Annotated in this window: 18 protein-coding genes and 4 tRNA genes; 14 read left to right on the top strand and 8 right to left on the bottom strand. The window is 59.5% G+C overall.

Translation table 11 applies throughout. The features are described from left to right. Positions 1 to 75: 75 nt before the first annotated feature. The 7 genes from alaS (at position 76) to mgtE (ending at position 6813) form a co-directional block, all read left to right on the top strand. A complete protein-coding gene (gene alaS, locus M1B34_RS07585) occupies positions 76 to 2694 on the top strand; it encodes an alanine--tRNA ligase (protein ID WP_268264782.1) in 2619 nt (872 codons plus the stop codon). 98 nt (positions 2695 to 2792) lie between these two features. Next, positions 2793 to 4034 (top strand): aspartate kinase, encoded by a 1242-nt coding sequence (locus M1B34_RS07580; protein WP_123328453.1) that lies wholly within the window; start codon positions 2793 to 2795, stop codon positions 4032 to 4034. Positions 4035 to 4221: 187 nt separating this feature from the next. After that, on the top strand, positions 4222 to 4410 hold the full coding sequence (gene csrA / locus M1B34_RS07575) for a carbon storage regulator CsrA (RefSeq protein WP_002554426.1): 189 nt from the start codon (positions 4222 to 4224) through the stop codon (positions 4408 to 4410). Positions 4411 to 4472: 62 nt separating this feature from the next. Beyond that, positions 4473 to 4563: transfer RNA gene (locus tag M1B34_RS07570), tRNA-Ser, on the top strand. A gap of 107 nt (positions 4564 to 4670) precedes the next feature. Continuing rightward, positions 4671 to 4747 (top strand) — tRNA-Arg (locus M1B34_RS07565). A gap of 70 nt (positions 4748 to 4817) precedes the next feature. Next, positions 4818 to 4894, top strand: a tRNA-Arg gene (locus tag M1B34_RS07560). A 473-nt stretch (positions 4895 to 5367) separates the two neighbouring features. Further along, entirely contained in the window at positions 5368 to 6813 is a 1446-nt protein-coding gene (gene mgtE / locus M1B34_RS07555) for a magnesium transporter (RefSeq protein ID WP_123328452.1), read from the top strand. A gap of 135 nt (positions 6814 to 6948) precedes the next feature. Here the strand turns inward: mgtE and M1B34_RS07550 are convergent, their stop codons facing one another. Then, positions 6949 to 7275: an Arc family DNA-binding protein gene (locus tag M1B34_RS07550; RefSeq protein WP_003204761.1), complete on the bottom strand. Its 327-nt coding sequence runs from the start codon at positions 7273 to 7275 to the stop codon at positions 6949 to 6951. A gap of 381 nt (positions 7276 to 7656) precedes the next feature. Between M1B34_RS07550 and phnN the strand changes: the two genes are divergently transcribed. Further along, positions 7657 to 8238 (top strand): phosphonate metabolism protein/1,5-bisphosphokinase (PRPP-forming) PhnN, encoded by a 582-nt coding sequence (gene phnN, locus M1B34_RS07545; protein WP_268264781.1) that lies wholly within the window; start codon positions 7657 to 7659, stop codon positions 8236 to 8238. Here phnN and M1B34_RS07540 read toward each other — a convergent pair. Then, complete coding sequence (locus tag M1B34_RS07540) at positions 8213 to 8392, bottom strand: PA3371 family protein (protein WP_123328450.1); 180 nt, start codon at positions 8390 to 8392, stop codon at positions 8213 to 8215. The genes phnN and M1B34_RS07540 overlap by 26 nt on opposite strands. Before the next feature lie 31 nt (positions 8393 to 8423). Then, entirely contained in the window at positions 8424 to 8663 is a 240-nt protein-coding gene (locus M1B34_RS07535) for a hypothetical protein (RefSeq protein WP_268261674.1), read from the bottom strand. 297 nt (positions 8664 to 8960) lie between these two features. On the opposite strand from M1B34_RS07535, the gene M1B34_RS07530 reads away from it, so the two are divergent. After that, positions 8961 to 9037, top strand: a tRNA-Arg gene (locus M1B34_RS07530). 232 nt (positions 9038 to 9269) lie between these two features. Beyond that, entirely contained in the window at positions 9270 to 9653 is a 384-nt protein-coding gene (locus M1B34_RS07525) for a c-type cytochrome (protein WP_268261673.1), read from the top strand. A gap of 272 nt (positions 9654 to 9925) precedes the next feature. Here the strand turns inward: M1B34_RS07525 and M1B34_RS07520 are convergent, their stop codons facing one another. From M1B34_RS07520 to M1B34_RS07510, 3 genes are read right to left on the bottom strand one after another with little or no spacing between them, the layout of a single operon-like run. Then, the gene (locus M1B34_RS07520) at positions 9926 to 10585 is read right to left on the bottom strand and encodes a DUF1266 domain-containing protein (protein ID WP_268261672.1); all 660 of its coding nucleotides are present in this window, start codon (positions 10583 to 10585) and stop codon (positions 9926 to 9928) included. A 10-nt stretch (positions 10586 to 10595) separates the two neighbouring features. After that, positions 10596 to 11834, bottom strand: a complete 1239-nt coding sequence (locus M1B34_RS07515; protein ID WP_123328446.1) for a hypothetical protein — start codon at positions 11832 to 11834, stop codon at positions 10596 to 10598. Further along, on the bottom strand, positions 11825 to 14149 hold the full coding sequence (locus M1B34_RS07510) for a hypothetical protein (RefSeq protein WP_268264780.1): 2325 nt from the start codon (positions 14147 to 14149) through the stop codon (positions 11825 to 11827). The genes M1B34_RS07515 and M1B34_RS07510 overlap by 10 nt, the downstream gene beginning before the upstream one ends. Positions 14150 to 14601: 452 nt before the next feature. Here M1B34_RS07510 and M1B34_RS07505 point away from each other — a divergent pair, with 452 nt between their 5' ends. From M1B34_RS07505 to M1B34_RS07490, 4 genes are all read left to right on the top strand, one after another. Beyond that, on the top strand, positions 14602 to 16206 hold the full coding sequence (locus M1B34_RS07505; protein WP_268261669.1) for a tetratricopeptide repeat-containing response regulator: 1605 nt from the start codon (positions 14602 to 14604) through the stop codon (positions 16204 to 16206). Next, positions 16203 to 16895, top strand: coding sequence for a sensor histidine kinase (locus M1B34_RS07500; RefSeq protein ID WP_123328443.1), 693 nt, complete (start codon positions 16203 to 16205; stop codon positions 16893 to 16895). The genes M1B34_RS07505 and M1B34_RS07500 overlap by 4 nt, the downstream gene beginning before the upstream one ends. Before the next feature lie 347 nt (positions 16896 to 17242). After that, positions 17243 to 18484, top strand: a complete 1242-nt coding sequence (locus M1B34_RS07495) for a glutamine synthetase family protein (protein ID WP_268264779.1) — start codon at positions 17243 to 17245, stop codon at positions 18482 to 18484. Positions 18485 to 18554: 70 nt separating this feature from the next. After that, complete coding sequence (locus tag M1B34_RS07490; RefSeq protein WP_268264778.1) at positions 18555 to 19955, top strand: MFS transporter; 1401 nt, start codon at positions 18555 to 18557, stop codon at positions 19953 to 19955. 64 nt (positions 19956 to 20019) lie between these two features. On the opposite strand, the gene M1B34_RS07485 is transcribed toward M1B34_RS07490, so the two are convergent. After that, the gene (locus M1B34_RS07485; RefSeq protein WP_123328440.1) at positions 20020 to 20766 is read right to left on the bottom strand and encodes a flagellar brake protein; all 747 of its coding nucleotides are present in this window, start codon (positions 20764 to 20766) and stop codon (positions 20020 to 20022) included. Positions 20767 to 20862: 96 nt separating this feature from the next. Continuing rightward, on the bottom strand, positions 20863 to 21330 hold the full coding sequence (locus M1B34_RS07480; protein WP_123328439.1) for a flagella synthesis protein FlgN: 468 nt from the start codon (positions 21328 to 21330) through the stop codon (positions 20863 to 20865). Positions 21331 to 21359: the final 29 nt, after the last annotated feature.

Raw genomic sequence — 21359 nt, 5'->3', positions numbered from 1 at the left:
TGCCGCCCTTTGCCGTCGTTTCGTCTATTGACGTTGCGCACAGGCCTTTGGCCGCAGTCTCCGTGGAAGAACCTAATGAAAAGCGCAGAAATCCGTGAAGCCTTCCTTCGCTTCTTCGAAGAGCAAGGCCACACCCGTGTAGCCTCCAGCTCTTTGATTCCGGGCAATGACCCTACCCTGCTGTTCACCAACGCGGGGATGAACCAGTTCAAGGATTGCTTCCTGGGCCAAGAAAAGCGCGCCTATACCCGCGCTGTCAGCAGCCAGAAGTGCGTACGCGCCGGTGGCAAGCACAACGACCTGGAAAACGTCGGCTACACCGCCCGTCACCACACCTTCTTCGAAATGCTGGGCAACTTCAGCTTCGGTGATTACTTCAAGCAAGACGCGATCAACTTCGCCTGGACCTTCCTTACCGGCGTGCTGAAACTGCCGAAGGAAAAACTCTGGGTCACGGTCTACGCCAGCGATGACGAGGCCTACGACATCTGGACCAAACAGGTGGGTGTGCCGGCCGAGCGCATGGTGCGCATCGGTGACAACAAAGGCGCGCCTTACGCGTCCGACAACTTCTGGACCATGGGCGATACCGGCCCGTGCGGCCCATGCACCGAGATTTTCTACGATCACGGCGCCGACATCTGGGGCGGCCCGCCAGGCTCGCCGGAAGAAGACGGCGACCGTTACATCGAGATCTGGAACAACGTATTCATGCAGTTCAACCGCACCGCCGATGGCGTGTTGCATCCGTTGCCAGCGCCGTCGGTCGACACCGGCATGGGCCTGGAGCGGATCAGTGCGGTGATGCAGCACGTTCACTCCAACTATGAAATCGACCTGTTCCAAAGCCTGCTGAACGCTGCGGCCAAGGCCATCGGTTGCAGCAATGATGCCCAAGCGTCGTTGAAAGTAGTGGCTGACCACATCCGTTCCTGTGGCTTCCTGATTGCCGATGGCGTGCTGCCGTCCAACGAAGGTCGTGGCTACGTGCTGCGCCGGATCATTCGTCGTGCTTGCCGCCATGGCAACAAGCTGGGCGCCAAGGGCAGTTTCTTCTATCAGATCGTCGCCGCGCTGGTGGCCGAGATGGGCGAAGCCTTCCCTGAGCTGAAATCCCAGCAGGCGCATATCGAGCGCGTGCTCAAGGCTGAAGAAGAACAGTTCGCCAAGACCCTGGAGCAGGGCCTGAAGATCCTCGAGCAGGACCTGGCCGAGCTTAAAGGCGACGTGGTGCCGGGCGACGTGGTGTTCAAGCTCTACGACACCTACGGTTTCCCTATGGACCTGACCGGCGACATCGCCCGTGAACGCAGCCTGACCCTCGACGAGGCCGGCTTTGAGCGCGAGATGGAAGCCCAGCGTGTGCGCGCCCGTTCCGCCAGCTCCTTCGGCATGGACTACAACAGTCTGGTCAAGGTCGATGTGGCCACCGAGTTCACCGGCTATCACGCCACCAGTGGTTCGGCCAAAGTGGTCGCCCTCTATAAAGAAGGGCAATCGGTCGACGTACTGAGCGAAGGTGAAGAAGGGGTCGTGGTCCTGGACCAGACGCCGTTCTACGCTGAATCCGGTGGTCAGATCGGTGATTGCGGTTACCTGCAGGCCGGCACCGCGCGTTTCGACGTGCGCGACACCACCAAAACCGGCGGCGCGTTCCTGCACCACGGTGTGTTGGCGTCCGGCAGCCTGGTTGTTGGCGCCCCGGTGGAGGCCCAGGTGGCTGCTGAGGTGCGTCACGCGACTTCGCTGAACCACTCGGCCACTCACTTGCTGCATGCCGCATTGCGCCAGGTACTGGGGGAGCACGTGCAGCAGAAGGGCTCCCTGGTGGACAGCCAGCGCTTGCGCTTTGACTTCAGCCATTTTGAAGCCATCAAGCCGGAGCAGCTCAAGGCCCTGGAAGACATCGTCAACACCGAGATTCGCAAGAACTCCGCGGTGGAAACCGAAGAGACCGATATCGAAACCGCCAAGCAAAAAGGCGCCATGGCGCTGTTCGGCGAGAAGTACGGCGACAACGTGCGTGTACTGAGCATGGGCGGCGACTTCTCGGTCGAGCTGTGCGGTGGTATTCACGCCAACCGTACCGGCGACATCGGCCTGCTGAAAATCATCAGCGAAGGTGGTGTGGCGTCCGGCGTACGCCGTATTGAAGCGGTCACCGGCGCTGCGGCGCTGGCCTACCTGAACGCTGCGGAAGAACAACTCAAGGAAGCGGCCAGCCTGGTCAAGGGCAGCCGTGACAACCTGATCGACAAGCTCTCGGCCGTGCTGGAGCGCAACCGTCTGCTGGAGAAACAACTCGAGCAGCTGCAAGCCAAAGCGGCCAGTGCCGCCGGTGACGACCTGTCGGCTTCGGCCCAGGACGTCAAGGGCGTGAAAGTGCTGGCGGCGCGCTTGGACGGTCAAGATGGCAAGGCGCTGTTGGCGCTGGTCGATCAGTTGAAAAACAAACTCGGTCGCGCAGTGATCCTGCTCGGCAGTGTCCATGAGGAAAAGGTCGTTCTGGTTGCAGGCGTAACCAAAGACCTGACTGGCCAACTCAAAGCCGGTGATTTGATGAAGCAAGCCGCTGCGGCAGTGGGCGGGAAGGGCGGTGGTCGTCCAGACATGGCACAGGGCGGTGGTGTTGACGCTGCCGCGCTGGATGCCGCGCTGGCGCTGACCGTACCTTTTGTCGAGCAGGGCATTTAAGGCTCCAGGCCGGGCCCGTCGTCTAGTGGCGGGCTACTTGCCCTGTGCAGTTTGATTGTTTAATAGGCGCCCCTTTACGGGCTGAGGCGGCTTAGAAAATGGCTTTGATCGTACAGAAATTTGGAGGCACCTCGGTCGGCTCTGTCGAGAGAATCGAACAGGTCGCCGACAAGGTTAAGAAGTTCCGCGAAGCCGGTACTGACCTGGTGGTTGTACTGTCTGCCATGAGTGGCGAGACCAACCGTCTGATCGATCTTGCCAAGCAAATCAGTGGCGAAGACAAACCGGTTCCCCGTGAACTGGACGTGATCGTTTCCACGGGTGAGCAGGTGACCATCGCCTTGCTGGCCATGGCGCTGATCAAGCGCGGTGTGCCGGCGGTTTCCTATACCGGCAACCAGGTGCGGATTCTGACGGACAGTGCGCACAACAAAGCGCGGATCTTGCAGATCGACGATCAGCGGATTCGTGCCGACCTGAAGGCCGGTCGAGTGGTTGTGGTCGCCGGGTTCCAGGGCGTTGACGAGAACGGCAACATCACCACCCTGGGTCGTGGCGGCTCAGACACCACCGGTGTGGCCCTGGCGGCGGCCTTGAAGGCTGACGAGTGCCAGATCTACACCGATGTGGATGGGGTCTACACCACCGACCCACGGGTAGTGGCCAAGGCTCAGCGCCTGGACAAGATCACCTTCGAAGAGATGCTGGAAATGGCCAGCCTCGGTTCCAAGGTGTTGCAGATCCGTGCGGTTGAATTCGCCGGCAAGTACAACGTTCCGCTGCGCGTGTTGCACAGCTTCCAGGAGGGTCCGGGCACCCTCATTACTATTGATGAAGAGGAATCCATGGAACAGCCGATCATTTCCGGCATCGCTTTCAACCGCGATGAAGCCAAGCTGACTATCCGTGGCGTGCCAGATCACCCTGGCGTGGCCTTCAAGATCCTGGGGCCTATCAGCGGCGCCAACATCGAAGTCGACATGATCGTGCAGAACGTGGCGCACGATAACACCACCGACTTCACCTTCACCGTGCATCGCAACGACTACGTGGCCGCACAGACCGTGCTGGAAAACACCGCTCGCGAGATCGGTGCCCGTGAAGTCGTCGGTGACGTGGATATCGCCAAGGTATCGATCGTAGGTGTTGGCATGCGCTCTCACGCAGGCGTTGCCAGCCGTATGTTCGAAGCCCTGGCCAAGGAAAGCATCAACATCCAGATGATCTCGACGTCGGAAATCAAGGTTTCCGTGGTGATCGAAGAGAAGTACCTGGAACTGGCTGTGCGCGCTCTGCACACGGCTTTCGAACTGGACGCTCCTGCCCGCCAGGGCGAGTGATGCGTTGAGCAAAGGGCGCGGTCTGACCGCGCCCTTTGTCGTTTTTGATCGGCGTGACGGAAATCTGTTCTTTTGTCCGCGCTAGTCAATACTAAGGCGTGTAGGGCTAGGGCCATTGTGCTTGTAGTCCGACACCCTTTTTTTTGCAGACTGTTGTCCCTGAAATGTAATGCGTGAGGAGAAAGGTATGCTGATTCTGACTCGTCGGTGTGCAGAAAGCCTGATTATTGGTGATGGCGAAATCACCGTGACCGTGCTCGGCGTCAAAGGCAATCAAGTGCGTATTGGTGTCAACGCCCCCAAGGAAGTGGCCGTTCACCGTGAGGAAATCTACCTGCGGATCAAGAAAGAGAAGGACGAAGAACCAAGCCATTAATTTTTATCGTTTTTTATGTTTGCAAACGGGGATAAAGGTGGTTAATATACGCCCCGTGTTGCGGAGAGCTGGCCGAGTGGCCGAAGGCGCTCCCCTGCTAAGGGAGTACACCTCAAAAGGGTGTCGGGGGTTCGAATCCCCCGTTCTCCGCCATTATTTGCGTAGTACGTTGTAATCTGGCTTCTTCGGTAAGTTGTTGAAATTACTAGAAAAAGTGCTTTACAAAAAGATTTAACGGCCTATAATGCGCGGCAACAAATGCACTCGTAGCTCAGCTGGATAGAGTACTCGGCTACGAACCGAGCGGTCACAGGTTCGAATCCTGTCGAGTGCACCATTTAAGAGTTGTAGGCAGCAATGCAGATGACTTGCTTCAACCAGTTGTGATCTGGTCTAAAAACACAAATGCACTCGTAGCTCAGCTGGATAGAGTACTCGGCTACGAACCGAGCGGTCACAGGTTCGAATCCTGTCGAGTGCACCAAACACCAAAAAGCCCGCATCTGATGCGGGCTTTTTGCTTTCTGCCGTTTGTACTTTTTCCTCTCCCTTCTTAACCGCCCCCTTATTTGAACGTTACCTGCGCGGCAGCTGTCGTAAGGGGCGTGTACTTGTCTTCGTCCGGCAACCCTATGCGGCAGTCGGAACGATTCGCCGGGGGTGTCGGTTTGCCTGGATCTTTTTTCCGCACCCGTGTGTTTTCTTTTTCGGATGATGCGTCGCAGATTCATAGATTCGGCTGCTGTTCAGCTTTGTGCTGCAAGCGCTTGTTCTTGCCACGGTTTTTTAACGTTTAAAGCTGCCAAGCGGTGTATGATTGCGCCCGTCAGCCCCGCCGGGGCTTGTGGAATACCTCCATGGACTTACCCAGTAGTTGCTCATTACCTCGTTTTCACAATCATGAATTGACTGATTGATCCTTCCGGCGTGCTCCTCTGCTGGGAGAGGAGTTCGCCTATGACCGAAGTAGTAGAAGTAAAAAAGACCCAAGAAAGCTTGCAGGACCGTCTGGCTCAAGTCATTGAGCTGTTGCAGCGCCAGCGAGTGGTCGAAGACCTGACTCATCGCCAGGAAGGCCATCACCAGGACCGGGTAGAAAACCTGGTTCACCGGCAAAATCTCGTCGAGCTGCAGCGCAAGCTCGATGACCTGCACTCCGCCGACGTTGCCTACATTCTCGAAGCCTTGCCCCTGGACGAGCGTCTGACCGTCTGGCAGCTGGTCAAGGCTGAGCGTGACGGCGACATCCTCCTCGAAGTATCCGACTCCGTACGTGAAACCCTGATCGCCGACATGGACGATCACGAGCTCCTGGCTGCTGCCAAGGAGATGGATGCCGACGAACTCGCTGACTTGGCCCCTGAGCTGCCGCGAGACGTCGTCCACGAGTTGATGGAGGCCCTGGACAGCCAGCAGCGTGAGCGTGTGCGTTCTGCTTTGTCCTATGACGACGAGCAGGTCGGCGCCCTGATGGACTTCGAGATGGTAACCATCCGCGAAGACGTCAGCCTGGAAGTGGTGTTGCGCTACCTGCGCCGTCTTAAAGAGTTGCCGGGCCACACTGACAAATTGTTTGTGGTGGATTACGACGGCGTGCTCAAGGGCGTGTTGCCAATCAAGCGCCTGCTGGTCAATGACCCGGACAAGCAAGTCTCGGAAGTCATGGCCAGCGACCCGGTGAGCTTCCACCCCGACGAAGACGCCTACGACGCGGCCCAGGCCTTTGAGCGTTACGACTTGATTTCGGCCCCGGTGGTCGACAAGAACGACAAGTTGATCGGCCGTTTGACCATCGACGAAATGGTCGACCTGATTCGTGAGGAAAGTGAAACCGAAGTCCTCAACATGGCCGGTCTGCGGGAAGAGGAGGATATCTTTGCCTCGGTCTGGAAATCCCTGCGTAACCGTTGGGCCTGGCTGGCCGTCAATCTGATTACTGCCTTCGTTGCATCGCGGGTGATCGGCTTGTTCGAGGGCTCCATCGAGAAGCTGGTCGCCTTGGCGGCGTTGATGCCGATCGTGGCAGGTATTGGCGGTAACTCGGGCAACCAGACCATCACCATGATCGTGCGCGCCATGGCGCTGGACCAAGTCAGCACCGGCAACACCTCTCGCTTGATGCGCAAGGAGCTGGCAGTTGGCCTGATTAACGGCTTGGTCTGGGGGGGGGTGATTGGTGTCGTGGCGTACCTGTTGTACGGCAGCTGGTCGCTGGGTGTGGTAATGACTGCGGCAATGACCCTCAATCTCCTGCTGGCGGCCTTGATGGGGGTGTTGATCCCGATGACCTTGGCTCGCCTGGGGCGCGATCCGGCGATGGGGGCCAGCGTGATGATCACTGCCATGACCGACAGCGGCGGCTTTTTCATCTTCCTCGGGCTGGCGACGATCTTCCTGCTTTGAGTGCCTGGCGTAGCCTGATGGGCTGCGCCATTCCTTTATTGATGCCAGACGAAGAAGCGCCCTTGTGGCGCTTCTTTGGCAAATGGCGGGCAAAAAAAAGCCAGCACTAGGCTGGCTTTAGCTTTCGGGATGTAATCAGGTGGCGTCTGCGGCCATTTCGGCGTCATGAGCAATCAGCGAAACCAAAGCGTTTTGCTGACGATGGGAGAGTTGACGGAAACGTTGAAGCAGTTCGCGTTCATGCAAAGACAGCTCTGGGCTGTCCAGGCGCATGCTGAGCTCTTCACCCAAGGCGCCTTCCTGAATAAGACTTTGTTCCAGGCGCGCGATGATTTCGGAGTTCATGCTGCGGTGATGATTGCGAGCCACCTCGGCAATGCGTTCACGCATCCCGTCGGGTAGACGTACGACGAACTTGTCAGCCGTACGGCTGGAATAAATTGCCTGTTTCAATGGGCGCATATTTTTAACCGGTTAGTTCAGGGGAGCGGTTCTCGGGATTGGCCGCAGGATGTCAGTTAGGACAAGCGTTGCTGCCAAATGTTCAACCTGAATTGCTAAGAGGCCCGCATCATGCCTCAAAGTTGCCAGATCCTTGGCGTCAATTCTGTGACAAATATTGAACTGGATAAAGGCGTTATGCCAGCACCAATTATCAGAAATGCGGACTGGTTTGAAAAGCTCGCTTTAGTCCGCTGATCTGGCCGCATCCCGCTGCTCCACAGAAGGTGTCACTGCTTGCGCCAAGGCGCAGGCTATGCGGATTCTTACGTTGCTCCCTACCTGTTAGAGAATAGTGGCAAATGGCCGATTTACTAGGTGTGTATCTCAGGACGCTTAACCATGCCCGGTAGACTGATCTATCTGATGGGGCCCTCCGGTGCGGGCAAGGACAGCTTGATCGATGCCGCCCGCCCGTCGCTGCAGCAGATGGGCTGCCACGTGGCCCAGCGGGTTATCACCCGTTCGGCAGAGTCGGTGGGGGAGGCGGCACAAGAGGTTTCTGCTGCTGAATTTAAGCGCATGGCCGAGCACGGCGAGTTTGCTTTGTCCTGGCACGCCAATGGGCTGGGTTACGGCATTCCCATGCAAGTGGATCGCTGGCTGGCGGAAGGCGTGCATGTGTTGGTCAACGGTTCCAGGGCTCATCTGCAGCAGGCTCGCCTGCGCTACCCCTTGTTGTTGCCCGTTCTCTTGACGGTGGATTGCGAGGTCTTGCGCCAACGATTGATTGCTCGTGGTCGGGAAAGTGCTATGGGCATCGAGGCCAGGTTGCAGCGCAACCAAAGATTTGTCGCCGTGACTCAGGCCGAAGCCGAGGCTATTGAGCAAGTGGACAACTCAGGCGAGTTGGCCACGGCAGTGAGGCGTTTCCTGCAGATATTGCGTCGTGCCGGCGTCAGCGCAGTACCGGGTCAAATTTAATCCTGCGGCCAATCATCAAGGCCAGTACGAAGAAGCTGAAAAACACCCCGCAGGCAATCAGCGGCACGTTGCCGGTACTCGCTTGCGGCAGCACAAAACTCAGGAGGCCGCTCAAGAGGGCGAGGGCCAGCAGGCTTTTGGTGAGAAGGGGCATGATGGCTTCCTATTTGGCAGGGTCAGCGGTCTTAAAATACCCAGCTTGCAGATCGTGGAGTCGCTGTGGGTGCCGGTGACTGTTTTTGCGTCACTCGGGTTTCCATGCCGACGCCCGTCTGGCTATTCATCACGGCCAGTTGCGGCGCTTGGCGCTGGGTGTATTGCGAGACGTTGGCGGCGGCTTGAACGGCATGGTTATCGGGTTGAAATTGAAAAACCAGCAGCACGGTGATGGCGATAGCGTTCAGTAAAAAGAGTGTGCTGCTCATGGGGCTTGTCTCCGCTGTTGTTTTGCAGAGTTAATAAGCAGCGCCCATGCCAATCGATATTCTATTTAAAAATACTTTAAAAACAATAACTTATATTGTTTTTCCGATGGTGGTTTATTGCATTTTGCAATGATGGCTTTTTGCGGTGATGCAATTTGCACGACTGCCATCCCGATCAAGCTGGCCGGGCCTTTGCGCCGTTATAAAAAGCCCTATGGATCACATGACAAATTCAGGCATGCCCGTTAACATGCACGCCGTCCTTCGCGCCGTGTCCTCCATGGCGCTTGCGGCCTTGTCTCAGTAGCTCAATTGGATAGAGCATCCCCCTCCTAAGGGGAAGGTTGGCAGTTCGAACCTGCCCTGGGACACCAAATATTTCGGCCTTTCCGGCCATTCCCCTGGCTACTGCGTTTATCGATGACAGCTACGTGGCAGCAGGAGAATAAATAAAGCCCCTTTCAGGATGACCTGGAGGGGCTTTTTCGTATTCACCGTTCAAGGAAGATGCTGATGGAAGGCCGGCGGGAATTCTTATTCAGTGCTGCAAAAGCGGCTGCCCCCCTGTTGCCCTCTATTCAGATCTGACCTACACAACAAGGCCATATGGAAATGAGAATATTATTCATCGCTTCGTTAGGGGTTTTATCGCTGATACAAGCACCCTTGTCCTTTGCGGAGAATGCGAATGGGAAAAACATCTATTTGCAGCGATGCGTCATGTGCCACGGGGCGGACCTCAAAGGCACAGGGCCATTGGCTAATAAAAGCAATCCTCCTACGCCTGATTTGAGAACCGTTGCGTTCAAGAAGCGGCTGAATGATTATCCCGGCGTCATTGTGTCGTCGATAATACTCCGTCCCAATGGCGACTTGATTCCAAGAACATTGAAGGAAAATGGTGTGAAAGTGCCGCCGTTCTCCTGGAAGGTTCAGGATTTTCGCGATTTGAATCAATACATGAGTGACGTAATTTCAAAAGGCCGATGATTTGAGTTAAGAGTTGGCTGCAAATAAATTTTCCGACTAAGAGCTGATGGGGTGTCAGCTGTGAATCGCCATTGTTAATCACTATGAGCGGCCGAGCGTGGCCACTGTTGGTTCAGTCTGAAAGAAAAAGGGCGCCCACTTAGAGGGCGCCCTTTTTCCATATTCAACCTGTATTTTTTGCGGCTTCGATTAACGATCTGCCTTGCAGGTCACTCATGCCGTATGTAAACAACCCCACTTGCTTGGCAGGGCTTCAATCTTGCCATCCACCGCTATTCAGTCGCCCTTGGGCTGAACGCTGGCAGTTCGTGCCATGGCTGGCCGGCCCAGGCGCCGGTTTTGGGGGTTAACAGGGTGTTGAGGCTGGCTTCGCTGAAGGTTTTGCCCAGGGAGTCGGCCCTGAAGGCGGCCACCCATTGCCGGCGCCCGAGGATATAGGCCTCGCCGAACGCTTCCCAACCGTCGAAGCAGTCCTGGGCCCGTTGGGCGTTGAGCAGCAGCACGCGCCAGCCGGCTTCGGCTTCGATCCAGTTCATGAGCATGGCGCAACGTACGAAGAAGGCGCTGCGTACGCAGGCAAATGCCATGGCGGCCCGCGGGTCGTCGGTGGCGGACAGGTTTTGCAGGTCGATGCGAAACCAGTGCCGTTCCAGGGTGGTGTTGAAGTGTTCGCGCACTTCGTCGTCTGTCGCGTTGTTGCGAAAGCCGCCCTGGTGCAGCAGTGGCGCCCTGAGGGACAGCTTGGCGGTGTCTGCGAAATGGTCGGTGCCAGGGTCGAAAAAACCGGTCATTCCGGTGGCATCGACCATGGGCTGGGCCAGGGTGAGGGCCCATTGCTTGCGTGGCGAGAAGGATGACGTGCTGGTGTTGCGCTTGCGGCGCCAGTACCAGATGCCAAACCACGTCGCGAACAGGATCACTAGGGGAGTCATTGGGTCTGCCTCAGGAGTTGCGGGCCTGCCAGGCGCTGATTTCTTCGGCCTGCTGCGGCGACATGTCCGCCCATTGCACACCTTCGGTGGTGTACAGGGGATCGTCCGGCAGGCGTGGTGGCCAGGGGCTTTTGTTGAAAATGTGCCGGGTGGCGTATTTGACCGACGCAGCCCGGGGCGCCACTTGCTGCAGCAGGTCGGATTGGCGCGCGGCGACTAGCCACTCGACCATCGCCGACGGTGCGTCCAGTCGATAGAAAAGTTGCGGGTAACGCGCCACCAGTTGGGTCTGAGCCGCTGGATCAGTTACGTCTTCGATGCGCCGCCAGCCGGCGTCGGTGCGCACAATGCCGATAGCGACGCAGTCGGCCGGCGTTTGCCCATCGGTGCCCAAGGCGTTCAGGCAGGTGAGCAGGTCCTGGAAGTAGCGTTCGATGGGCGGGCGGTTCTGCTTGCCTTTGACTTGCTCCACCGTCAGCGAACCATCGGCCTGCACGATCAGGCTGATGGTGATGTGGGGCTGGCCCTGGGCGTCGCGCAGGCTGAACACACGCATGTGCTGTTGTTCCACTGACTCGGCGTAGCGCTCGCCGTAGCCGCCGCTCAAGCCTTTGCGGTCGGCGAATTGCCCGAGGCAGTGGCGCATCACGTAGCTTTCAAAGGCCATCTCGGCGCGCAGATGGGGGCTGTCGTGGATCAGTTCCAGTAGAACGTGGTCGGTCGCCGCAACCGCCACGCGCAGGGCGTCGGGCTGGCTTTGGCGCCAGCCTTGCTCGACCCGGGCGGCCATTTGCGCGTGTTCCTTTTCCCACAGCGCCAAGGCTTGCGGGCAGTTGATGCGGTCGAGTTTGCCCGCCAGGGCCGTGCCGCTGCGCGACGTCAGGAACTCCACCAGCAGCGCTTCTTGTTGCAGCAGGGCCGGGCACTGCGGATCGACCCAGACCAAGGGCGCGGCGGCTGGAGCCTCGTGCGCCGAGTTTTTGGCCAGGCTGTTGAAGTGCCCGGCAACCCACGGTGGCAAGGCGTCCGAGCCCAGTGCCGTGGTTGCGTCCTCAAGGCTCTGGATGCTTCGGGCCGGTTCAAAGTTGCCCACCAGGTGCCGATAGAAATGGTTCAGCAGCCATTGGCGCACCGGCCCCTCGTCGCCCCGGGCCTGGCTGCGCTCAAGAATGCCGCGCTTCAGTTCGTCGGCATTCAGCGCGTTGCGTGGGGCGTAGCCCGAGGTGCGTTTGTCGGGGCTTACTTCCATATCTGCCACCAGCTTTTGCCCGCCGGTTTCTCTGGCGCCTGGAGTTCCGCCAGGGTGGTTTGGATCCAGCCCCGGCAGCGCACGTCGTAGTCCACGTCGGGGGCGCATAGCGCCAGGGTCCGATGGCAATAGTCGATCGCTTCGTCGTTGCGCCCCAGGGCCTTGAATATGTAGACCGCCGAGGACATCAGCGAATTGTCTTGCAGCCTGTGCACATGGGGCTCGTAGCGCAGCCACAGACCATAGGCGTTCTCCGGGTTGGCGTGGGCCAGGTAGCGGGCCACTTGCAGGCGTGCGAACAGCGAAGCAACGCTCAATTGCTCATCGCTGATGCCTTGGTCTTCCTGCCACTTGAGTGCGCGCTCAAGCCAGATCGGGATCTCCCCGTCCCGATCCATCTGGTACAGGGCGTAGACCACGCTCTGCAGGTAGTCGTCCGGGGCGTGACGGCTGTAGCCGTATTCCCTGGCGTAATGCCACAGCTGCTCTGCCGCATCGACGATGCCCGGGTTGTCTTCAAGGCCGATACGGTTGCTGAGCAGGCCTTGGTAGTGCTCGGCGAAGGAGCTGGCCGCGATGCCCCGCAGGTGCAGCTCGATGGCTTCCTGGTACAGGTTCTGCCCGTTGTAGAAGCGGTAGTTGATGGCCAGGTTGTTGCAGAGCATGGAGTAGAGGTGGGCGCAGGCGTCGAACGGGTGCCCGCTGCCGGTGCTGAAGTAGCGCTCCATATTGGCCTGGCCCTGTTCATAGACGGCTTTTTGCGCGTACCTCAACAGCGTATAGGCTTGGTCTCTGGTCTCTTCAGGCAGCGTCTCTGTTTCTTTTTCCACCAAGTCGTCAATCGAGGCGGCGTAGTTGTAGGCATACATGCCGCTGGGCAGGGTTGGAACCGGCAGTTGCAGTGCCTCGATCAGCCCCAGGGTCTTTACCTGAGCGCAGAACAGGGCGTAGGCGCTGCGATTGTCCTGCATGCGCCCGGCCTGGATGGCGCCCTGCAACAGCGCGAGTTCTGTGGCGGCATCGATCGCGCCGATACCGGCGTCATACACGGCGGTCAGCCGGGTGATCCATGGGTGCTCCGGCGAGCGTCGTTGCGCCTCCGCCCTGGCCTCGGCAAACACGTTGTCCAGATGGGCTTGCGGGTCTTCCATGGAACGGTACAGCGCATCCAGCAGCGGGGTTGGGGCCGGGACCGATGTGTCGATTTCCGGGAGTGCGACAAGGAAGTTCTGCAGCACTTCATGGTCGTTGCAGGCACGCATTACACACAGGGGCCACCAGACCGACGGGTCGTCCGTCTGATGCAAGCGCTCATGAACCAGGCGTGCGGTGCCTTGCCACATCTCACCGCGCATTTCATAGATGTCGATGAAGGCTCGATGCCCGGCAGCGTCAACCTGGCGGTTTTCCATAAGCCAGGGCAGTTCGTATTCGATGAAGTTGTCGCCGCCTTCGGAGTCCAGGCTCAGGGCTGCGCTGGTGCAGATTTTCAATGCTGCCGGTAGATCGCCCAAGGCGTGCTGGGCACGTGCCGTTAGGCGTGCCAGGCGCACGTCCCACTCTCGGCGCCGTGGCAGCGACAGGCCGGCGGTCAGTTGGGTGACGGGTTGTTCGAACAGCGCCAGGCGCAGGGGGATGATTTCGATCAGCGAGTTGCCCAGCCAGACCCAGTCATTGGCATCGACATCTTGCTCGGGGCCGGACGCACGCAGAGCGCTGACCGCCTCCAGGGCAGCTTCGCGGGCTTCTTCAGGGCGTTCGTGGCGCCACAGCACCAAGGATCGGCGCCGATGGCGGTCAGTCGCGTCCCAGGATCGCAGTAGCTCACGGGCCGGATTGATCAGGGTCAGGGCGTAGCGTGCGTCGATGGTTTTCAGGGCGACCTCGAGGCTGCCCTGTTCCAGTTCATTGAAAATTCGGTGCCGACGATAGTGCTCGATGTCGAAGTCCAGCGGCGCGCCCGCAGTGGGGTCCAGGGACTCGAGCACCTTGAGGATTTCGCTGTCTTGATCGAGGAAGTTGGCCACCCGCAGGCGCAGGATGTTCAGGTTCATCTGCAGTTCGCCGCGGGCCGTGGAGGGGACGACGGCCAGCAGGGCATCGCCGTCCTGGTCAAGCACGGAGCGGGCTGCGGTGGCATCGCCGGCGTTCATCCACAGTGAATGCAGGCGGTCGATCGAAACCAGGGAGTCGGCTCGCAGTGGTTGGGCGCGCAGTTGGGCCAGCAGGGTTTCGCTGCCCTGGTCTTCGGCCTCGAGGCGGTCCATGAATTGTTCCAGTTCGATGCCGCCGATCGCACGACTGTGGTCAGTCATTGTTAACTCCATTTGGTCATGACTTGTGCATTGCCTGCGCTCGACATCGGCTCCACAACGAGGTGTGTGAAGTGAGGTAGCCGGTCCTGGCAACGAGGCGCTGCAAACTATCAGTTGATGTTTCAAAATCCAAGGTGTGAGGCGCGGCCTCGATGGCGTTCTCGGGGCAGCCCTGCTGTGGAGGGTTCAAGGGGCAGTCACTAAGCCGTGAATTGCTGCAACGCGTCTATAAGGGAATCCCGTAGTCGGCCGATAACCCCAAGGGCGGCTGTGTTCGTCGATCGGGCAGCCCCCGTGCCCCGGGTGTGCCGGGTGCATCACAGGTTTACAGGAAAGTGCTTGATAGCCCCTTGCCAGCAGTTATTATCTGCGCGCCGAAAAATGGGCTGCGAAGCTGAGCGGGTTATTGCACTGGCCTTTGGTTTCATCTTCTTAATTGCCTGGAATCTTCGATGCTGGCGTACCACCAAAAAAGCTTTTTGATCGTCGATGATTTCTCGGACTTCCGTAGCTCGGTCCGCTCGATGTTGCGTGAGCTGGGCGTCAAGGACGTGGACACCGCCGACAGCGGTGAGCAGGCGCTGCGCATGTGTGCGCAGAAGCGCTATGACTTCATCCTGCAGGATTACCACCTGGGCGATGGCAAGAAGAACGGCCAGCAGGTGCTCGAAGACCTGATGCTGGAAAAGCTCATCAGCCACGAAAGCGTGTTCCTGATGGTCACGGCCGAAAGCAGCCAGGCCATGGTGCTCAGTGCCCTGGAGCATGAGCCGGATGCGTACCTGACCAAACCCTTCAACCGTTCCGGCCTGGCGCAGCGCCTGGAGCGCCTGCAACAGCGCAAGACCTTGCTGCAGCCGATCCTGCAGGCGCTGGATCGCGGCAAGCCGGTCGAAGTGCTCAATGCCTGTATCGCCCTGTGCAAGCAGGACCCGCGTTATGCGCCGTTGTGCCTGCGCTACCGTGCCGACGCGCTGCGGGACATGAATCAGAACGAGACCCTCGAGCGCCTCTACAACACCATCCTGGCCGATCGGCCATTGCCCTGGGCTTTCGTCGGCCTGGGCCGCCTGCTGGTCAAGCGCGGGCAGATGGGGGAGGCCAAGGCGGTCTATGAAAAGGCCTTGAAGGTCTTCCCGATGATGCCGGGGTTGTATGACGGTCTGGCCGACGTGCTGGTTGCCGAGGGCGACGCCAAGCGTGCCCAGCGGGTGCTGGAAGAGGCGGTGCGCCTGTCGCCGCTGGCCGTGCGCCGCCAGGCCCTGCTGGGTAAGTTGGCGATGACCAACGAAGACTTCGACACCGCTTCCAGGGCCTATCGCCAGGCGGTCAGCCAAGGCGCGCAGTCACGCTTCAAAGACCCGGAAAGCAACCTCGGCCTGGCCCATGCACTGATCAGCAAGGGCAGCGAAAAGGGCCTGGATACCCGCACGCGCCTGGAAATCAACACCACCCTCAGCGCCGTGGCCAAGGAAAACCCCAGCGACCCGGGGTTGCAGATCCGTGCGCGGCTGATGAAGGCGACCAGTTTGTTGCTCAACGACGCCGAGACGGCCGAAAAGCTCACCGAGCAGGCCATGATGCGCCTGGACGGCATGGAGCAGTTCATGAGCCCCGAGGCCGCGTTGTTGGTGGCCAAGCAGCTGCAAATGCTGGGGCAGGCCAGCGCCGGTGCCTCGATGTTGAAGAACTGTGCGGAAATCTACGGTGACGATCCCAAGGTCATGCAGGGGATCGCCAAGCTCACCGACGACCCGGAGATTCTCAGTTCCTCCAACGCGGCCGCCGATCTCAACCGCCAGGGTGTGCGCAGCTACAAGGCCGGCACCCTGGATGAGGCGCGCGAGCTGTTCCGGCGCGCCCTGGCGATGCAACCGAAGAACATCAGTATTGCCCTGAACATGGCGCAATCGCTGTTGCATGGCATTGATGCCAGCCGCGACCAGGCACTGCTTGAAGAGTGCCAGGCCTGTTTGAAGACGGTTGGCATGATGCCCGATACCGATGCGCGTTATCCGCGCTACCAGAAGCTGCGAAGCAAGGCGTTCGGCGAATGAGTGATGACCAGCAGGCGCTAGATTTTTCGACGGTGATCGCGTCCACCGTGCACGACATGAAAAACTCCCTGACCATGCTGATGCAGGCCCATGCCCAGTGGCTGGCGCGCTTGCCCGATCCGCAGCAGCAATCCGCGGAGCAAGGGGTGATCGAGTTCGAGTTCGCCCACCTCAACGGCATGCTGGTGCAGCTGTTGGGTCTTTATAAGCTCGGGGTCAACCAGTTGCCTTTGCAGCCGGCCTATCACGAGCTGGATGACTTTATCGAAGCGCAACTGGTTGGCCACCAAGACGTGTTCAAGAGTCGGGGCATTGCCGTGACCTACGACGTCGACCCCTTGAGCCCCTTGGGCTTTTTCGACCGGGAGCTGATCGCCTCGGTGCTGGCCAACAGCATTAACAACGCCATCCGCTACGCACGCCATGCGCTGTTGATCAGCGTGCACGATGAGGCCGGGCAAACGGTGCTGACCATCAATGATGACGGTGAAGGTTACCCGGCGCAGATGATCGAGCGGCAGGCCGATTATGTGCAGGGCATCAATCACAGCAGTGGCAGCACGGGCCTGGGTCTGTACTTTGCCGGGCGGATTGCCGCGCTGCACCAGCGCAACGGCGTGTGCGGCCACACCGAAATCAGCAATGGCGGCCCCCTGGGCGGCGCGCTGTTCAAGCTCTACTTGCCCTGAGCCAGGGGCGCGCTGGCGCCCTGGTCATCGAGGTTGAAGCCCGTCCGTTTTTCAGTGATCTGCTGTGGTTGTCAGGCGGGTTCAGGCCGTGTCCGGCTTGGGCCTTTTGCCGCTGAGTCGAGGTTGAATGAGCGGCCTAGAAAAGCCGCGAATTATATTCAAGGCCCTGCTTGAAATACTGAACGGGTGGTGCGTATTTTGTACAGGTCGCCGTTATCGGCTCGTACAACAACAAGGATTGAGTCATGACAACCGATGGCCACGCTTCACTCGCGCAGCGATTGACGGGCATTGATGAGATTGAATGTGTCACCGCGGATCTCAATGGCGTGCCGCGGGGCAAAGTAATGACTGCCGAAGGGTTCCTTGAGGGTCGACGCCTGCAATTGGCCCGCGGCGTGCTGCTGCAATGCATCATGGGCGGTTATCCGCCGGCACGGTTCTACGGCAGCGACGACGGCGATCTGGCCCTTACTGCTGACCCGCAACAGATTCATCGGCTGCCCTGGAGCCAGCCGCCACGGGCCCTGGCCATTTGCGATGCGGACGAGTTGAGTGGCGAGAGTTCGCCGCTGTCTACTCGTGGCCAGCTCAAGGCCGTGGTGGCCCGTTATGCCGCCCTGGGCTTGGCGCCGGTGGTGGCCACCGAACTGGAATTTTTCGTGTTTGCCCCCAACCCCGACCCGACCCTGGCCTTTGTCCCGCCAACCGGGCTGGATGGGCGCCGCGAGGACGGGCATTCGGCTTTCAGTATCAGTTCCAACAACGGGTTGCGACCTTTCTTCAACGAGGTCTACGAGTGCATGGCGGCCCTGGGGCTGCCTCGCGACACCTTTATGCACGAGATGGGCGTCAGCCAGTTCGAGATCAACCTGCTTCATGGCGATCCGGTATTGCTGGCGGACCAGACTTTCCTCTTCAAGCACCTGCTCAAGGAAGTGGCGCTCAAGCACGGGCTGACCGTGGTGTGCATGGCCAAGCCGCTGGCCCACACGCCGGGCAGTTCGATGCACATTCACCAGAGCGTAGTGGAGATCGGCACCGGGCGTAACGTGTTCAGTGACGAGGACGGGCGGCCGACGGCAGTGTTCCGCCACTTTATCGGTGGGCAGCAGGCGGGCATGGCCGACTTCACTGCGTTGTTTGCGCCGAACGTCAATTCTTATCAGCGCTTGTGCCATCCTTACGCATCGCCGAACAATGCCTGCTGGTCCCACGATAATCGGGCTGCTGGGCTGCGGATTCCCGCCAGTTCCCCGGCGGCACGACGGGTGGAGAATCGCTTGCCGGGGGCCGACGCCAACCCGTACCTGGCGATTGCCGCGAGCCTGGCGGCAGGGTTGTACGGGATCGAGAACCGCTTGGAGCCTGCGGCAGCGATCCAGGGTGAATTCGAGGTGCCGGACAGTTTGTCGCTGCCTTGTACCTTGCATGCGGCTCTGGAGCGTCTGAAGCGTAGCCAGTTGGCCAGGGAACTGTTCGGCAACGAGTTCATCGAAGGCTACATCGCTTCGAAGACCATGGAGTTGACCAGCTTCTTTAATGAAATCACTCCCTGGGAGCGGCGCGTTTTAGCAGCCCAGGCTTAACCGAACCGTCGCCGTCGGGCTATCTTTCAGAGGGCCCGATACCCAATTCAAGGAGCCGCTCGGAACGCCGATGCGCCAAATCTGGAAATCCTTTCGAGCGCTGTATTTCGCCTCGCTGATGATGCTTATCGGCTCGGGCCTGCTCAGCACCTACCTGGCCCTGCGCCTGGCTGCCGATCATGTGGATGGGCTGTGGGTCGGTGCGCTGATGGCCGCCAACTACTTCGGCCTGGTGCTGGGGGGCAAGATCGGCCACCGGCTGATTGCCCGGGTCGGGCACATTCGTGCCTACGCCACCTGTGCCGGTATTGTCGGCGCGGCGGTCCTGGGGCATGGCCTGGTCGACTGGCTGCCGGCCTGGCTGGTGCTGCGGATGATTGTCGGCCTGGGCATGATGTGCCAGTACATGGTGATCGAGAGCTGGCTCAACGAGCAGGCCGATGCCAATCAGCGGGGCCTGGTGTTCAGCGGCTACATGATTGCCTCGTACCTGGGGTTGGTCCTGGGGCAACTGATTCTGGTCATGCACCCGGCCCTGGGGCTGGAGCTGCTGATGCTGGTGGCCCTGTGCTTTGCCTTGTGCCTGGTGCCCGTGGCCATGACTCGGCGGATTCACCCGGCGCCCCTGCATCCGGCGCCGATGGAGCCGCGGTTCTTTATCAAGCGCGTGCCCCAGTCCCTCAGCACTGTGCTGGGCTCCGGGTTGATCGTCGGTTCGTTCTACGGCCTGGCACCGCTCTACGCGTCGCAGCAAGGGCTGAGCACCGAGCAGGTCGGCCTGTTCATGGGGAGCTGCATTTTCGCCGGCCTGGTGGTGCAGTGGCCTTTGGGCTGGCTGTCGGACCGTTATGACCGGGCGATGCTGATTCGCAGTTTTGCCCTGTTCCTGGCGGTGGTGGCATTGCCCTTGGCGGTGTTGCCCAGTGTGCCGCTGGAGGTTCTGTTCATCCTCGGCTTTCTCTGTTCATTGGTGCAGTTTTGCCTGTACCCGCTGGCGGTGGCGTTTTCCAATGACCATGTCGAGAGTGATCGGCGGGTCTCGCTGACGGCGATGCTGTTGGTGACTTATGGCGTGGGCGCCAGTATCGGGCCGTTGGCGGCCGGGGTGCTGATGAAGCTGTTTGGCAGCCAGATGCTGTACGCGTTCTTCAGCTTCTTTGCCTTGGTCCTGGTCTGGCGTATCCGGCCGAAGGCCGTGACCAACCTGCACCAGGTCGATGATGCGCCGCTGCACCACGTGGCGATGCCGGACAGCATGTCCAGTTCGCCGCTGGTGGCGGCCCTTGACCCGCGTGTCGATGAACAGGTGGTCCAGGAGCAGATGCAGACCAGTGTTGCGCCACAGGCCGAGTCTGAGTCCGAGGTGGATCCGGCAGTGGCGGCGCAGGCAGGCAGTGAAGTACCTGAGGGCGAGGCCGACGTCAGTCCGGAGGACATGGGTCCCGAGCACCTGAGCGGCGCCAGGCCTTAAACGCCGGCATAAAAAAACGGGCAGTCACCGCAAGGGACTGCCCGTTTTTTGAGCTGCAAGGCGATCAGAAATCGTCTTTGTCGAAGCGCCGGGCTTCCCGTTGCAGTTGGTAGACGAAGCGCTCTACCTGACGTTGCACCAGGCCGCTCATGTTGTGAAAGCGTACGCCGGCGAAGGTGGTGTCGATTTTTTCTTCATGGTGCAGGTACCGCAGTTCTACCGGCGCGGTCATGCTGCCGAAGGGCAGGGCCGCGATAAAGCGTTCGTAGACCTGGCCCAGTTGCAGGCGGTCGGAAATGTCACCGTCGAAGCGCAGCTTGCAGCCGGTTGCGGAAATATCCAGCAGTTTGCCGTTGACCGGGTTTTTCAGTTTGTCGCCGCTGAGTTCGATATCCACCAGTTGGGCCAGCTTCAACGCGGCCCGGAAGGCATTGCGTCGCTGGTGATAGACCACTTCATCGGGCAGGGTGCCGCGGTAGCAGCGGCCGCCATTGGACTCGTCGAGGGTCAAGGTACCGTTGCTGTCCCAGGCGATTCTTACGCCGTCATGGAAGCCTTCGACCTTGAACGGCTCGCCCGCCAGCATGAAGCGTTCGCCGTCCCGAGGAATCATCTCGTCGAGGGCAATCATGTTGGTGTCGCGATCCACATCCACCAGATAGCTTTGAAAGCGCTGGCTGCGTTCATGGAAAGTGATGATCAGAGGGTCGTGACTCTCCTGCAGCAGCCGCAGATTTGAGGCTATTTCCAAAGGGGTGGTGAGCACCTTCGGTGGCTGCGGAGCATCTTCCGCGTTTAAGGCGTTGAACACGGTTCATCAATCTCCAGACAAAATACGGCTACACGCAGAATGATATCATTCTGCCAGCATGTTTCGCGGCATGGTAGGGCGCGCTCATTTGGGGGGTCAAGCCTGACTGAGTGGGCGAGGCTTCGCAAGCTTGGCGGTTGACCCGCGAGCGTCATACAGGGCAGGAGGTTCGCCGCCGGTGAGAATCTTCAACTGATTGGCGGTCGTGGCTTGTTGAACCTGGATCGAGCGTCCATTGAGTTCGTTGGCCGCTTGGCAGTCGGCCAGCAATTGGGTCAGCACATCGCTCTGTTCGAGCAACTGGCTGCCGATCGAGGAGTGGCTGGCCAACTCTTCCAGACCGGCGCGAGTGGCCGGCAGGTTCAGGCTGGCAAGGAGCTCAGTGCGCTTGCGGCCATGCTGTTCCAGCAGAATGATCAGTGCCTGCTTTTGCGCCAGAATGTCCTCGAGCAGCAGCATGTCGCGGCCGTGCAAGGCGAGGGACTCGGTCCTCAGCAACTCAAGCAGTTGTTGGGCGGGAGCAAAGTCGTCAGTGATCAGTTGCAGTAAATTAGTGTCGTGCATGGCTGGCCTTGGGTTTTAAGCGTCCAAAA

The sequence above is a fragment of the Pseudomonas morbosilactucae genome (assembly GCF_023241715.1).
In the GTDB taxonomy this organism is placed as follows: Bacteria; Pseudomonadota; Gammaproteobacteria; order Pseudomonadales; family Pseudomonadaceae; genus Aquipseudomonas; species Aquipseudomonas morbosilactucae.
This window is presented reverse-complemented; position numbering and strand designations above follow the sequence as displayed.

Excerpts from the sequence above, each read along its gene's own strand:
- M1B34_RS07505 (WP_268261669.1), top strand. The coding sequence starts at position 14,602 with ATGCTGGCGTACCACCAAAAAAGCTTTTTGATCGTCGATGATTTCTCG.
- M1B34_RS07490 (WP_268264778.1), top strand. The coding sequence starts at position 18,555 with ATGCGCCAAATCTGGAAATCCTTTCGAGCGCTGTATTTCGCCTCGCTG.
- M1B34_RS07540 (WP_123328450.1), bottom strand. The coding sequence starts at position 8,392 with ATGCCCCTTCTCACCAAAAGCCTGCTGGCCCTCGCCCTCTTGAGCGGC.
- M1B34_RS07480 (WP_123328439.1), bottom strand. The coding sequence starts at position 21,330 with ATGCACGACACTAATTTACTGCAACTGATCACTGACGACTTTGCTCCC.
- M1B34_RS07535 (WP_268261674.1), bottom strand. The coding sequence starts at position 8,663 with ATGAGCAGCACACTCTTTTTACTGAACGCTATCGCCATCACCGTGCTG.
- M1B34_RS07515 (WP_123328446.1), bottom strand. The coding sequence starts at position 11,834 with ATGGAAGTAAGCCCCGACAAACGCACCTCGGGCTACGCCCCACGCAAC.
- alaS (WP_268264782.1), top strand. The coding sequence starts at position 76 with ATGAAAAGCGCAGAAATCCGTGAAGCCTTCCTTCGCTTCTTCGAAGAG.
- mgtE (WP_123328452.1), top strand. The coding sequence starts at position 5,368 with ATGACCGAAGTAGTAGAAGTAAAAAAGACCCAAGAAAGCTTGCAGGAC.
- M1B34_RS07550 (WP_003204761.1), bottom strand. The coding sequence starts at position 7,275 with ATGCGCCCATTGAAACAGGCAATTTATTCCAGCCGTACGGCTGACAAG.
- M1B34_RS07500 (WP_123328443.1), top strand. The coding sequence starts at position 16,203 with ATGAGTGATGACCAGCAGGCGCTAGATTTTTCGACGGTGATCGCGTCC.
- M1B34_RS07580 (WP_123328453.1), top strand. The coding sequence starts at position 2,793 with ATGGCTTTGATCGTACAGAAATTTGGAGGCACCTCGGTCGGCTCTGTC.
- M1B34_RS07520 (WP_268261672.1), bottom strand. The coding sequence starts at position 10,585 with ATGACTCCCCTAGTGATCCTGTTCGCGACGTGGTTTGGCATCTGGTAC.
- phnN (WP_268264781.1), top strand. The coding sequence starts at position 7,657 with ATGCCCGGTAGACTGATCTATCTGATGGGGCCCTCCGGTGCGGGCAAG.
- M1B34_RS07495 (WP_268264779.1), top strand. The coding sequence starts at position 17,243 with ATGACTGCCGAAGGGTTCCTTGAGGGTCGACGCCTGCAATTGGCCCGC.
- csrA (WP_002554426.1), top strand. The coding sequence starts at position 4,222 with ATGCTGATTCTGACTCGTCGGTGTGCAGAAAGCCTGATTATTGGTGAT.
- M1B34_RS07525 (WP_268261673.1), top strand. The coding sequence starts at position 9,270 with ATGGAAATGAGAATATTATTCATCGCTTCGTTAGGGGTTTTATCGCTG.
- M1B34_RS07510 (WP_268264780.1), bottom strand. The coding sequence starts at position 14,149 with ATGACTGACCACAGTCGTGCGATCGGCGGCATCGAACTGGAACAATTC.